We start from the raw sequence: 15,036 nt of genomic DNA, 5'->3' as shown, positions 1-15,036 counted from the left end.
GAGCAGGCTCGCGAAGGGGCCTTCACAATCGCTAGAGAATCAAAGCCCTTCCAACTCCGCCATCAGATCATTCAACCGATCCACCTTCTCCTCGGTGATGTCGCTCGCCGCCAGCCCTTCGATGTACTCGGCCAGTTCTTCCACCGTGCTGCATTCAAACATCGCCCGCAGCGGCACATCACGTTGCAGGGCTTTCTGCACCCGCGAAGCGATCTGCGTCGCCAGCAATGAATGCCCGCCCAGCTCGAAGAAGTTGTCACGCACCCCCACCTTCCCGACCTTTAGCACTTCGGCCCAGATATCAGCCAAGATCTGCTCCAGTTCATTGCGTGGCGCCTGATAGTCCTGGCTCTGCAACTGGCCGATTTCCAGCGCCGGCAGGGCCTTGCGGTCGAGTTTGCCGTTGGCATTCAGCGGCATCCGGTCGAGCCACAACCAATGCAGCGGCACCATGTATTCCGGCAGCTCGGCACGCAGCCGTTGCTTGATGCGCTCCAGTCGCTCGGTTGGATTGATCAAAGAATCAGCCGCTACCAAATAACCGACCAGATGCTTGCCGTTGACCCCTTCCTGCACACTTACTGCCGCTTCGCGGACTTGCGGCTGTTCATGCAGACGCGCCTCGATTTCACCCAGTTCGATGCGGTAGCCGCGGATCTTCACTTGATGGTCGATACGCCCGACGTATTCCAACACGCCGTCACTGCGACGACGGGCCAGATCTCCGGTGCGATACAGACGATCACCGGGCGCGCCAAACGAGTTCGGCACAAACACTTGAGCGGTGCGCAAGGGGTCACTGACGTAGCCACGGCCGACACCGGTACCCGCGACGCACAACTCGCCCACCGCACCCAGCGGCACCAGTTCCAGCGCGCCATCAAGCAAGTACAAACGGTTGTTGTCGGTCGGCGTACCGATCGGCAAATAACTGCCGCGAGTCGACGCCATGTCGACGCGGAAGAACGCCACGTCATCCGAGCATTCCGCCGGACCGTAAGCATTCACCAGACCGATCTGCGGGTAGCGCAGCAACCACTGGTGCGCCAGCTCCGGCGGCATTGCCTCACCGGTCGGCAGCATCCAGCGCAGTCCGTCGAGGCTCATGCGTTCCTGGGCGAGCATGCCCTGAATCAGCGATGGCACGCTTTCCAGCACGGTGATGCCCTGCGCCGACACATGCGCCAGCAACCCTTGCGGATCATGGGCGATGGTGTTCGGCACGATGTCCACCCGAGCGCCGAACAACGGTGCGGCGAGGAACTGCCAGACCGAAATGTCGAAACTTTGCGAGGCGGTCTGAGCGATCACATCGTCGGCGCTCAAATTCAGGTACGGCACCTTGCTCAACTGGTTATTGAGCATGCCGCGCTGCTCGACCATCACGCCCTTCGGCAGACCTGTGGAACCCGAGGTATAGATCACGTAAGCGAGGTTGTCCGGACCACTGTAGACACCCGGATTGACCACCGAAACATCGCTCGCCTGCACCTCTTCCCACACCAGCAACTTCGGCCGATTGGCGCAACTGAACTCATCCAGTAGCGCGACAGCTTGTTCACGACAGGCCTCAGTGCAAACCAGCAACGGCGTGCGGCTCAGGTCGATGATCCGGCTCAGACGCTGACTCGGCAGGCCAGGGTCCAGTGGCAGGTAACCGGCGCCAGCCTTGAAGCTGCCGATGATCATGCCGAGCAAATCCAGATTTCGTTCCGCGAGCAATGCCACCGGTTGATCCAGCCCGACGCCTGCCGCGATCAACGCATGACCGAGACGGTTACTGCGCTGGTTCAGCTCGACGTAACTGTGCAGCCTGTCGAGGCAACTCGCGGCAATCCGTTGTGGATGTTGCGCGACCTGAGCCTCGAACAACGCGACGTAGCTCTGCTCCAGCGGATAGTCGTGTTCACTCTGATTGCAGCCATGGATCAGGAAATCCTGCTCTTCGGCCCCCAGCAGCGGCAAGTCAGCCATGTTGCCATGGAAACCTTCGACCAGCGCCAGCAGCAACCGCTTGAACTCGCCGAGCATGCGTTCGACGGTCGACTCATCGAAGTAACGCTGGTCGTAAGACAGGTGCAAGCCCAGGTCATCGCCCGGATAGCACACCGCCGTCAGCGGGAAGTTGGTGTGGGTGCGGCCCGAATCCGACGTCGCGTTGAGGCTCTGCGCTCGGTCCAGCACCGAGACTTCCACCGGGGCGTTTTCGAACACGAACAGGCTGTCAAACAACGGCTGGCCCTTGGGCAGTTCGCTGTTTTCCTGAATGCTCACCAGCGGCAGGTATTCGTACTCGCGCAATTGCATGTTGCTGTCGAGCAAGCCACTGAGCCATTGACGAACGCTGCACCGCTGATCGTCCTCGGGCATTTTCACCCGCAGCGCGATGCTGTTGATGAACAGCCCGACGGTGCGCTGCATCGCTGGCATTGCCACCGGACGCCCAGCCACCGTGACGCCGAACAGCACGTCGCGATCACCGCTCAAACGTCGCAGCGCCAGCGCCCACGCCGCTTGAGCGAAGGTGTTGATGGTCAGTTGATGCGCCTGGGCCAGTTCGCGCAGTTGCGCACCGTCACGAGCATCAAGCCTTGTGTAGCGGTCGCCGACGATCATCCCGCCGCTTTCACCGGCATGTTCACGCAGGAACGGCCGGTCGCTCGGAATCGGCGTGGTCCGCTCGAAGCCTTGCAGGTTGGTTTTCCACCACTGCCGCGCCTCGGCCAGGCTCTGGCGTTGCAGCCAGCCGATGTAGTCGCGATAGCGCGGTGGCACGGCCAGCTGCGCGTCTCGACCTTCGCCCAGTGCGGTGTAGATTTCGAAGAAATCGTTCATCAACAGCGAACGGCACCAGGCATCGATCAGGATGTGGTGGTTGCTCATCATGAACCAGTAACGCGCCGCGCCCACCCGGATCAAACGCAGGTGGAACGGTGCCTGATTGAGCAGATCGAACCCAGCCTCACGCTCGCGTTTGAGCAGTGCCTGCAACGTCGGCTCCTGCTCGGCATCGACGATTGCGGTCCAGTCCAGATACTCGATCGGCGTGCTGCCTGGCTTGTGGATAACTTGCAGCATGTCTTCGCCGACGTTCCAGCAGAACGACGCGCGCAGGGCTTCGTGACGGGCGATGACGGCTTGCCAGGCCTGGGCGAAACGCTGCGGGTCGAGCTCGCTGTTGATGCGGTAGCGATCCTGCATGTAATAGAGGCCGGTGCCCGGTTCCAGCAAGGTGTGCAACAGCATGCCTTCCTGCATCGGGGTCAGCGGGTAGACGTCTTCGATAGCGGCGGCGGGGATGGGCAGCGCGTCGAGTTGTGGCTGGGTCAGTTTCGCCAACGGGAAGTCCGACGGCGTCAGGCCACCCGCATCGTCGCCCAGGCAATGCTCGATCAGGCTCTGCAATTCGCCAAGGTATGCGTCCGCCAGTTCAGTGATGGTCTGCGGGTCGTGGCGTTCGGCGCTGAAGGTCCAACGCAGCACCAGCTCACCGCCGTAGACCTGACTGTCGACGCACAGCTCATTGGGCAGCGGCGCGCGAGGATCATGGGCCGCGCCGACCGCTTGATCGAGAGGCAGGAACAAGGCGTCCGCGCCGAAGCTCTGGTCGAACTGACCGAGGTAATTGAAGGTGATCGGCGCCACCGGCAAGGCCGCCATGCTCTGACGGCACAGATCATCGGCGAGATAACGCAACACGCCATAACCCAGACCTTTGTGCGGCACCGCACGCAGTTGTTCCTTGATCGCCTTGATCGAGGCGCCCTGCCCGTCCACTGGCGTCAGCCGCAACGGATAAGCGCTGGTGAACCAGCCGACGGTGCGCGTTAGGTCAATTTCGTCGAACAGCGTTTCACGGCCATGGCCTTCGAGTTGAATCAACGCCGATGCGTGACCGCTCCAGCGACACAGAACGCGCGCCAATGCAGTCAACAGCAAGTCGTTGACCTGGGTGCGATAGGCACTCGGCGCTTGCTGCAACAATTGTCGGGTGCGCTCGCTGTCGAGACGCACACTGACGGTTTGTGCATGACGATTCTGCCGGCCACCCTCGGGGCGATCACACGGCAACTCGACGCTTTCACCGGCCAGTTGCGACTGCCACCCGCTCAGTTCTTCACGCAGGGATTCACTGCCGGCATATGCCTGCAAGCGTGCGGCCCAGTCCTTGAAGGCAGTGGTTTTCGCCGGCAGTTTTGCCGACTGCCCCGCGTCCAGTTGGCGATACACCGCTTGCAGGTCGTCCAGCAGCACTCGCCACGAAACGCCGTCCACCACCAGGTGGTGAATGGCGATGAACAGCCGCTGTTGGCCCTCGGGGCCGTCGACCAGCAGCGCCCGCATCAACGGCCCCGCTTCGAGGTCGAGGCTGCGCTGGGCATCGGCGAACAGTGCCGCGCATTTGTCCATGGACGTAACGCGCACTTGCCACAGCACCGGCGCATCGGAAATCGCCTGATGCTCGGCCTGCCATTGACCTGCGACTTCGGTGAAGCGCAAACGCAAGGCGTCGTGCTGTTCGATCACCGCCAGCAATGCTTGCTCGAGGCGATGGGGTTCCAGCGCCACGGTGGGCTCCAGCAGCAATGCCTGGTTCCAGTGTTGGCGCTGAGGGATATCGGTGTCGAAGAACCAGTGCTGGATCGGCGTCAACCGTGATTCGCCGATCAGCAAACCTTGCTCGGCCGTGACCTGCTCCGTACGGGTCGCCACGGCGGCCAGGGTCTGTACAGTCTGGTGCTGGAACAGGTCACGCGGGCTGAAGTGAATGCCCTGCTGCCGCGCACGGCTGACCACCTGAATCGACAGAATCGAGTCGCCGCCCAGTTCGAAAAAGTTGTCGTTGAGGCCCACTTGTTCGACATTCAGCACTTCGCACCAGATCGCGGCCAGCGTCAGTTCAAGCTCATTGCTCGGCGCCACGTAGTGCTGACGGCTCAGCTCCGGATCCGGCGCCGGCAGTGCGCGGCGGTCGAGTTTGCCGTTGGCGGTCAGTGGCCAGCGAGCCAGCAAGATCAAGTGCGTCGGCACCATGTAATCCGGTAACTGGGATTTCAGGTGAGCCTTGAGGGCCTCGCGCAGTGAGGCTTGTTGGGTTTCGTCCTGCTCGGCAATGTCAGTTACCAGGTAGCCGACGAGTTGTTTTCCGCTCGGTGCATCAAGGGCCAACACTACGGCCTCACGCACGGATTCATGCTCCAGCAGACGGGTTTCGATCTCGCCCAGTTCAATGCGGAAACCACGAATTTTCACTTGATGGTCAATGCGCCCGAGGTACTCCACCAGACCATCGGCGCGCTGACGCACCCGATCGCCGGTGCGGTACAGGCGCCCGCCATTGGCGGCAAAAGGATCGGCGACAAACCGCTCGGCCGTCATGCCCGGACGCTGGTGATAACCCTGCGCCAGCCCGGCACCGCCGACGTACAACTCGCCGGTCGCGCCTTGCGGCACCAACGCCAGATCGGCATCGAGGATGTAAGCCACCCGAGCGCCAATCACGCTGCCGATCGGCACACTGCCCATTCCCTCTTCAAGCTGCTCAGGCGCCAGACTGGCCAACGGCATGACCACGGTTTCGGTCGGGCCGTAAGCGTTGAAAAACAGACTCGGCTTGAACGCTGCGCGAATTCGCGTCAGGTGTTCGCCGGTCAAGGCCTCACCGCCGGTGATGCACATCCGCACCGGTAATGTCTCGCCCTGAGTCGCCAGCCATTGCGCCAACTGGCTGCCGTAGCTTGGGGTGAAGCCGAGGATGTTGATGTTGTGACGGCGAATCAGACCGCAGATTTCTTCCGCGTCCCACTGGCCTTGCGCACGCAGAACGACTTGCGCCCCACTCAACAGCGGCACCAGCAAACGCTCGGTCGCGGCGTCGAAGTTGATTGAATAGAAATGCAGCTCGCAGTCGTCCGGGCGCATGCCGAAGCGCTCGATCACGGCGCGGCAGTGCATGGCGATTTCACCGTGGGACACCACCACGCCTTTTGGTTTGCCAGTAGAGCCCGAGGTGTAAATCAGGTACGCCTGGTGTTGTGGCAGGCTGATAAACGGCAGCTCGGTGTCCGGGTAATAGGCCAGTGTGGCGGCGTCCTCTTCGAGGCACCCGCGAGCCACGGTAGGCGGCAGTTCGCCAAGCGCTTGGAACATCGCCGCATCGCTGAGCAGCAAACCGATGCCGCTGTCTTCAATCATGTAGTGCAAACGATCCAGCGGGTATTCCGGGTCCAACGGCACATAGGCGCCGCCCGCCTTGAGGATCGCCAGCAGGCCGACGACCATTTCCAGCGACCGCTCAAGTGCCAGGCCGACCCGAACCTGCGGCCCAACCCCACGCTCGCGGAGCATCCAGGCCAGGCGATTGGCGCGACTGTCGAGTTCGGCGTAGCTCAGGGTTTGCCCGGCGAAAGTCAGTGCGGGTGAATCTTTGCGGGCCAGGACCTGCTCGCTGAACAGGTGCTGAATGCACTGATCGAGTCGATGTTCGCCCGGCTCGACGCCGAGGCTGTTGAGCAGGTTTTGCTGTTCGGCAGCTTCCAGCAACGGCAGCTCACTGAGGCGCTGTTGCGGATCGGCCAGCAGCGCCTCCAGCAGGTTGCGCCAATGCCCGGCCATCCGCGCAATGCGTGGTTCATCGAACAGATCAGTGCTGTAGGTCAGGCAGCAACCCAGGCGATGGTCGAGGTCGGTGACTTCCAGGTTGAGGTCGAACTTGGTCGCTCGCGCATCGTTGGCCAGGTACTCGACGGTCATGCCGGCCAGTGTGCGGCTCTGCTGGAATTCCCAGCGCTGCACGTTGCACATCACCTGAAACAGCGGGTTGTAAGCGGCGCTGCGCGGTGGCTGCAAGACTTCAACCAAGTGATCGAACGGCAAGTCTTGATGGGACTGACCTTCAATCACGGTGTAGCGAACCTGCTCGAACAACTCACCCACGGACATTTGCCCGTCGAGCTGGCAACGCAGCACCTGGGTGTTGAGGAACGCACCGATCAGCCCTTCACTTTCCGGACGAATCCGGTTGGCCACCGGCGCGCCGATGCGCAAATCGGTCTGGCCGCTGTAGCGGTAAAGCAGCACGGCCAGCGCGGCGGTCATGGTCATGAACAGGGTCAGACCGTTGTGTGCATTGAAGGCGCGGACCCGGGCGGCAAGGTCATCGCTCAGGTCGAAACGGAACAGTTCGCCCCGATGACTTTGCACGGGCGGACGTGGACGGTCGGCGGGCAATTCCAGCAGCGGATGTTCACGCCCCAGTTGTGCGGTCCAATAATCGAGTTGGCGCTGACGTTCGCCGGATTCCAGCCACTGACGCTGCCAGACGCTGTAATCCAGGTATTGCACTGGCAGTGGTTGCAGCGGCGATTCGCGGTCATCGACAAAGGCTTCGTAGAGTGCACTCAGTTCCCGGGCGAAGATGTCCATCGCCCAGCCTTCGGTGACGATGTGGTGCAAGGTCAGTACCAGGTAATGCTCCTGCTCGGCGGTCTTGACCATGCAGGCGCGCAGCAGCGGTCCGGTTTCCAGATCGAAGGCTTTATGCGCTTCGTCGTCCGCGAGTTGCTGGACGCGCTGTTCGCGGCTATCAGCGTCGAGCGCGGAGAAGTCCTTCCAGTCCATGCGCATGCCGGTGTCCGGGTGAACCCTTTGCTGCGCCACGCCATCGATGCTCGGGAACGTGGTGCGCAAGGTTTCGTGACGCATGATCAATGCGTGCAGCGCTGCTTCAAAGCGCCCGACATCAAGTACCCCGCGCAGCCGCGCCATGCCGCCAACGTTGTAGGCCGGGCTGTCCGGTTCCATCTGCCAGAGGAACCACATGCGCTGCTGGGAATAGGACAACGGCACCGGTTGGCTGCGGTCGACTTTCTCGATGGGCGGTTGCTGGTTGGTTTTGCCGCTGGCCTGAATCAAGCGAACCTGTTCGGCAAACACGCCCAGCTCACTGTTTTCGAACAGCGTGCGCAGCGGCAACTCGACGTCGCAGGCCTGACGGGTGCGGGAGATGATTTGCGTGGCCAGCAAGGAATGGCCGCCGAGGGCGAAGAAGTCGTCGCGCAGACCGATTTGCGCCAAGCCTAATACTTCACGCCAGATACCGGCGATGTGTTGTTCCAGCGCGGTGACCGGTTCGACGTGTTCGCGGACTTGCCATTGCGGTTCCGGTAAGGCGCGACGATCGAGTTTGCCGCTGGGGCTCAGGGGCATTTCGTCCAGACGCATCAGCTGCGCCGGGACCATGTACTCCGGCAACTCTGCGGCTAGCGCTATTGTCAGGCGGGTGGTTTGAACGTCTTCAGTTTCACTGGTTTCAGTGGCGGTGTAGTAACCGATCAACTGTGCGCCGGCCGCCGTTTCGCGCACCAGCGCCACGGCTTGAGCGACGCCGTCCTGAGCCAGCAGGCGTGCTTCGATTTCTTGCGGTTCAACGCGGAAACCACGCAGTTTGACCTGCTGATCGAGACGGCCGAGGTATTCGATCACACCATCGGCGGTCCAGCACGCACGGTCACCCGTGCGGTACAAGCGAGCGCCCTGCTCGCCCAGCGGATCGACGACGAAGCGTTCGGCGGTCAGGCCTGGACGACCCAAATAACCGCGCGCCAAACCGATGCCACTGATGCACAGCTCGCCCGGCACACCGGCCGGAACGGGATTGAGTGCCTCATCGAGTACGCGGCACAGCACATTGCCCAGCGGACGACCAATTGGCGAGCGTTCGCCATCGGCGGTTGTGCAGTGCCAATGAGTGACGTTGATCGCGGTTTCGGTCGGGCCGTAGCGGTTGTGCAATTGCACGGCTGGCAGTTGTTCCAGCACGCGATTGCGCAGTTCCGCAGGCAAGGCTTCGCCACCGGAGAATATGCGGCGCAGGTTGGTGCATTCGACGGTGAGTGGTTCGTCGATGAACAGCGCCAGCAGCGGCGGCACGAAGTGCAGCGTGGTCACGCCGTACTGTTGGACAAGCTGCGCGATGCGGTGCGGATCGCGGTGTTCACCCGGCCCGGCGAGCAGCAGGCGGCAACCGGTAATCAATGGCCAGAAGCACTCCCACACCGACACGTCGAAACTGATCGGCGCCTTTTGCATCAACACGTCAGTTTCGTTCAGGCGATAGGTGTTCTGCATCCATTGCAGCCGCTCGGCGAGGGCTGCGTGGGTGTTGCCGACGCCCTTCGGCTGGCCGGTGGAACCTGAGGTGTAAATCACGTAGGCCAGGTTGTCTCCGTGCAAGTGCAGGCCTGGTGCGTGGCTCGGCCAGTTTTCCAGATGCAAGGCGTCCATGGCGATCACGCTGACGCCGTCGGCGGCCGGCAGGCGGTCAAGCAGCTCGGTTTGGGTCAGCAGCAATTCGACGCCACTGTCGCTGAGCATGTAGGCCAGGCGTTCGGCCGGGTAATCCGGGTCCAGCGGCACGTAGGCGCCACCGGCCTTGATGATCGCCAGCAGGCCAATCAGCAACTGCGGCGAACGCTCGGCGGCGATGGCCACGCAAACATCCGGGCCGACGCCTTTGTCGCGCAGGTAATGGGCCAGGCGGTTGGATTGGGTGTGCAGTTCGGCGAAGTTCAGGCTGCCGTCGTCCCACATCAGGGCGGTGCGCTCAGGGGTCAGGCGAGCCTGTTCATTGAGCAACTCGGGCAGCCAAACGCGGGCCGGCGTACACGGTGCGGCGCTCCACAAAGTTTGCTGATCGAGCTCGGACGGGTTCAGCAGTTGCAGGTCGCCGATAGCGGTTTTCGGTTGCTCGCAGATCGCTCGCAGCAGGTTGCTGAAATGCTCGGCCAGACGCTCGATGGTCGCGGTGTCGAACAGTTCGCTGGCGTAGTCGAAGGACAAACTGAGGCGACCATTACGGTCTTCCTCGCTGTGCAACTGCAGGTCGAACTTGGCTTCGCGGCTGTGCCACGGCAGCTCTTCGGCCAGCAACCCAGGCAGGCGACGCAGTGCGCTCAAATCCCGCTGCTGGTGGTTGAACATGACCTGGAACAAACCTTGTTCGCGGGCTTGCGGGAAGGCTTTGAGCAGTTGTTCGAACGGCAGGTCCTGATGCGCTTGTGCGCCCAACGCGGCCTGACGGGTTCGCGCCAGCAACGCCACGAATGGCAGCTGCGAATCCAACTCCGCGCGCAGCACTTGGGTGTTGATGAAGAAGCCGATCAACCCTTGGGTTTCCAGGCGCGGACGGTTGGCGTTCGGCACGCCGATGCGGATGTCGCGCTGGCCACTGTAGCGGTGCAGCAGGCTCTGGAACGCCGCGAGCAACAGCATGAACGAAGTGGATTGATGGGCCTGGGCGGTCTGGCGAATGGCGTCGCTCAGGGTCGCGCCCAGCTTCACGCAATGGCGGGCAGCACGGTGAGTGTGTTGCGCCGAGCGTGGATGGTCGGTGGCCAAACTCAGGGTTGGATGATCAGAGCCCAATTGCGCTTTCCAGTAAGCCAGCTGACGCTCGCCCTCCCCTTGCGCCAGCCATTGGCGCTGCCAGCTGCCGTAGTCGGCGTATTGCGTGGACAATGCCGCGAGCGTCGCTGGTTGTCCTTGGGACGCTGCGGCGTACAGGCGCGAGAACTCGTCGATCAGCACGTTCAGCGACCAACCGTCGGCGATGATGTGGTGCATCGTCACCAACAGTTGATGGTCCTCATCATCGAGGCGCACCAGGGTCACCCACAGCAGCGGGCCTTTTTCCAGATCGAATTGAGTACGGGCTTCGTCCTCACGGATTTGCTGCGCACGGCCTTCACGCTCGGCCACCGGCAGGTCGCTGATATCGATGAGTTGCAGGTTGAATTCGCTCGCGGCATCGACCTGTTGCAGCGCCACACCGTCACGCTCGAAGAACCGCGTGCGCAGGGATTCGTGACGCTCGATCAGTTGCTGGAAACTGGCGCGCAAGGCGTCTTCATCCAGCTCGCCGCGCAAGCGCAAGGCACCGGGAATGTTGTAGGCACTGCTCTGCGGGTCGAGTTGCCAGGTAATCCACAGTCGGTTCTGCGCCAGGGATTGCGGCATGGCTTCTGCGCGCGACAGCGGGGTGATCGCGCCTTGGGCGAGGCCACCCTCCTGTTGTTGCTGAGCGACCGCGGCGGCAAACGCGCCAAGGGTCGGCGCTTCGAACAGCAGGCGCAGGTTCAGCTCCAGAGCGAGTTCTTCGCGCAGACGCGCGACCACCTGAGTGGCCGCGATGGAGTTGCCGCCCAACAGGAAGAAGTGATCGTCGGCGCTGACCTGTTTGACCTGCAATTGTTCGCACCAGATCTGGCCGATCAAGGATTGCAGTTCAGAACCTGATTCAGTTGTGGATTTACTGTCGACGTTTGCCGACGGGAACTGCGCATAGCTGTCGAGGCTGCCGTCCGCCAGGCGATTGCGGCATGCCGAGCGTTGCAGTTTGCCGCTCGAGGTCTTCGGCAGCGACCCCGGATTGAGCAGCACCACCACGCTCGGCGCTTCCTGATACACCTCGGCCACGGCTTGGCGGATGGCTTTGATCAACGCGTCGGGCGGGAGGATTTTTTGCACGCTGCGGCTGATTTCCGCCGCAATGCCGATGCCTTCCTGGCCTTCGATGTTGACCGCGAAAGCGGCGACCCGCCCTTTGCGCACCACCTCCACGTCGCGTTCGATGGTTTGCTCGATGTCCTGTGGGTAAAGGTTGTGACCACGGACGATCAACATGTCTTTCAGGCGCCCAGTGATAAACAGTTCACCGTTGCGCATAAAGCCCAGGTCGCCGGTACGCAGCCAGGTACGGCCGGCATGTTGAACGAACGTCTTGGCGCTGGCTTCAGGGTTGCGCCAGTAGCCGTGGGCGACGCTTGGCCCGGCGGCCCAGACTTCGCCAACCGTGTTGTCCGCCAGCGCGTTGAGCGCAATCGGATCGACAATCAGCACCGCGTGCTCCGGCTGACTGATGCCGCAACTCATGATCGGGCTGCCGTCGCCTGCCTCCGCACGGTTTTGTGCCAGGGCTTGATCGTCCACGCACAGGTTGCCAATGCCCTGACCGCGAGGGCTGCCGGCCACGAACAGCGTCGCTTCGGCCAACCCGTAGGACGCCATGAAACTGTCTTGGGTGAAACCGCAGGCCGCGAACTTCCCGGCGAAGCGTTCCAGCGTATCGAGGCGAATCGGCTCGGAGCCGGAGTACGCCACGCGCCAGCCGCTCAGGTCGAGGCGTTCCAGGGCCGATTCGCTGACCCGCTCGCTGCACAGTCGATAGGCAAAATCCGGCCCGCCGCTGATGGTGCCGCCGTACTCGCTGATCGCTTCCAGCCAGCGCAACGGCCGGCCGAGAAAATACGCCGGCGACATCAACACGCAAGGCACGCCGCTGAAAATCGGCTGCAACAGACCGCCAATCAGGCCCATGTCGTGGTACAGCGGCAGCCAGCTGACGATCACGTCGTCAGGATTCAGATCAATGCCAAAGCCGTGGCGAATCAGCAGTTCATTGGCCACCAGGTTGCCGTGGCTGACTTGCACCCCTTTGGGCAACGCGGTGGAGCCGGAGGTGTATTGCAGGAACGCGATGTGGTCGTCTGCAAGGTTCGGCGCCACCCAACGTTCGGCCAATGCACTGTCGAGCGTATCGACACACAGCAATGGCGGCGCGCCCTCAATTTGCTGCAACGCATCGCGCAGGCTGGCGCTGGTCAGCAGTAGACGCGGTTCGGCATCGCTGATGATCGACAGCAGACGCTCCTGATGATGACGACGAGCCGACTCCGGCGGATAAGCCGGCACCGCGATCACACCGGCGTACAGGCAGCCGAAGAACGCCGCGACGTAATCCGGGCCGCTGGGAAACAACAGCACCGCGCGATCGCCAAATGCAGCCTCGGCCTGCAACGCGCCAGCCATGGTCCGCGCCCGCTGATCCAGCTCGCGATAACTGAGCACCACAGCCTGATCCTGGGTTTCGGCGAGAAAACGCAAGGCCACCCGGTCCGGCGTCAGGGCCGCTCGGCGCTGAAGGGCTTGGACCAGTGTGCTGGGGAGTTCGAACGCGTCGGTCATGAGGTTTCCTGCCTGAATTCGGCTTGCAAGTGAAATCGGTTTTCTGACGTCACGCCCCTTCGAGGGCGCGCAGGACGCGGTCTTCGCCGACCGCGCAAGGTTTGGGAATGCTGTTTTGGCCGCAGGTGCTACCCGGAACCCTTCACCAATGAGAACGGTTGACGTCTTCAAATAATTAGTCGGAAGACCAGATCGCCAATGGGGCTGCGGTGCGGCAAGCGGGCGCGGCAGCGTGTCGCCGTTCTCACTCTGCACCCTTGTCGATCATTAGTTCTCTTTCTCATTTGACAATCATTATCATTCAGAATAATTTGTCGCTCGATGTGTAGGACGGCTCAGCCCCGTTTGCCGTCCCACGAACCTATTGGCAGCAAGGTGATTTCCATGACGGAACAAATGTCCACAGGCAGGTGCGATTCACCGCTACTTCAGGCATTCGTCGACAATCGACTGATTCTGGTCAAGATTGCAGCCCGCATTACCGGTTGCCGGTCGCGTGCTGAAGACGTGGTGCAGGATGCGTTCTTCCGGCTGCAATCTGCGCCGCAGATCACGTCCTCGTTCAAGGCTCAGCTCAGCTACCTGTTCCAGATCGTGCGCAACCTGGCGATCGATCACTACCGCAAACAGGCACTGGAGCAGAAGTATTCGGGCCCTGAAGAGGAAGGCCTGAACGTGGTGATTCAAGGCGCTTCGCCGGAAACCTCGCACATCAACTTCTCGACGCTGGAAAACATTGCCGATGCGCTGACCGAGCTGCCCAGCCGCACCCGCTACGCCTTCGAGATGTATCGCCTGCACGGCGTGCCGCAAAAGGACATCGCCAAGGAGCTTGGCGTCTCGCCGACCCTGGTGAACTTCATGATTCGCGATGCGCTGGTGCATTGCCGCAAGGTGTCGGGCAGTCGTGTGGATACCTTTGCTCGCCGCTGACACGCAAGCGCACGCAGGAAAAACGCAGCCCAAGGCTGCGTTTTTTTGTATCAAGCCAACGCACACCGATCAAAAAACCGCTCACGCCCTAACATCATCAACGCCGCGCGCTTGTGCGGGAAGTCGAACTCTTTCTGGCAGTGAAAACCCTGGTTCTGCATATGCCCGATCATCTTCGCGTTGTCGGCGCGAGGCTCGGCAACCACCCGCTGAGTGCGTGGATCGTCGAGAAACAGGTAATGCGTCAACGCCGATAACCAGCTCGCCACCTTGTGCGGGCCACGGTGATTTTCCTCACCCACCAACATGTGAATACCGCGGTCGTAATCGCCGGCGTCATAGAACGGCGCGATGCGATCTTCCTTGGCCCAATAGGCTTCAAAGTAGGCGAACGGCTGATCATCGAAACAACCGATCAGCGTCAGTGTGCGGGGATCGGCTTCAAGTTTGCTCAGGTACTCGCGATGCTGGTCGAGGCTGCCCTCCTCCTGCCAGAAACTCGCCACTCGCGGACTGTTCTGCCAACGATTGAAACGCGCCAGGTCCAGGTCGATGTCCACCGTGCGCAGGGAAATCCAGGCACCGAGGCGCGCATCAAAACGCCGATAGACTTCACCGCGCGGTTTCATCGGGCGCAGCGGATGACGCTTGCCGCCACTGATGATCATTTGCTGGGGATAACTCGAAGTCAGCGACACACCCAGCCAAGGCTGAGGCAATTGCCAGAACAGTGTTCGCTCACAGCGATACTGGCCGACGAGTTCGGTGGGGATCAGCAACCCGCTGAGCAATGCTTCGGTGGGGGCTACATCGAGTTGCCAGATCAGGCGCTGACAGCCCGGGTCACGGGCAAACAGCCAATAACAGGCCACCCATACTGCCTGACTGTCGGCGTGGTCGAAACGCTCTTCGACTTGCACATGCAGCTCGGGCTCGCGAGTCAGGCGCAGCTGGATCAGCGGCTGCCCTTCAAGGCTGAGGCACAGGCGGCGTTCGGTTTCATCAGCTACAAGACGGCTTCCTGTCGGCAAGGCCAGGGCAGTCAGGACATTCAGAGTGGACATGGGTCGGGCTCACGTT

3 protein-coding genes are annotated in these 15,036 nt (G+C 61.8%); 1 reads left to right on the top strand and 2 read right to left on the bottom strand.

What is annotated here, in order from left to right; translation table 11 throughout:
* Positions 1–39: 39 nt before the first annotated feature.
* Positions 40–13,023, bottom strand: coding sequence for a non-ribosomal peptide synthetase (locus ACYZT3_RS09375; protein WP_462031944.1), 12,984 nt, complete (start codon positions 13,021–13,023; stop codon positions 40–42).
* Between the two features lie 384 nt (positions 13,024–13,407).
* On the opposite strand from ACYZT3_RS09375, the gene ACYZT3_RS09370 reads away from it, so the two are divergent.
* On the top strand, positions 13,408–13,956 hold the full coding sequence (locus ACYZT3_RS09370; RefSeq protein WP_282380058.1) for an RNA polymerase factor sigma-70: 549 nt from the start codon (positions 13,408–13,410) through the stop codon (positions 13,954–13,956).
* A 50-nt stretch (positions 13,957–14,006) separates the two neighbouring features.
* On the opposite strand, the gene ACYZT3_RS09365 is transcribed toward ACYZT3_RS09370, so the two are convergent.
* Positions 14,007–15,020 (bottom strand): GNAT family N-acetyltransferase, encoded by a 1,014-nt coding sequence (locus tag ACYZT3_RS09365; RefSeq protein WP_462031943.1) that lies wholly within the window; start codon positions 15,018–15,020, stop codon positions 14,007–14,009.
* Positions 15,021–15,036: the final 16 nt, after the last annotated feature.

Source organism: Pseudomonas sp. MDT1-16, assembly GCF_054898115.1.
Note: the sequence above shows the minus strand (reverse complement) of the source record. Positions and strands in the feature narration are given on the sequence as shown.

Bases quoted from the DNA above. Each gene is read 5' to 3' on its own strand.
- ACYZT3_RS09375 (WP_462031944.1), bottom strand. From the start codon at position 13,023: ATGACCGACGCGTTCGAACTCCCCAGCACACTGGTCCAAGCCCTTCAG.
- ACYZT3_RS09370 (WP_282380058.1), top strand. From the start codon at position 13,408: ATGACGGAACAAATGTCCACAGGCAGGTGCGATTCACCGCTACTTCAG.
- ACYZT3_RS09365 (WP_462031943.1), bottom strand. From the start codon at position 15,020: ATGTCCACTCTGAATGTCCTGACTGCCCTGGCCTTGCCGACAGGAAGC.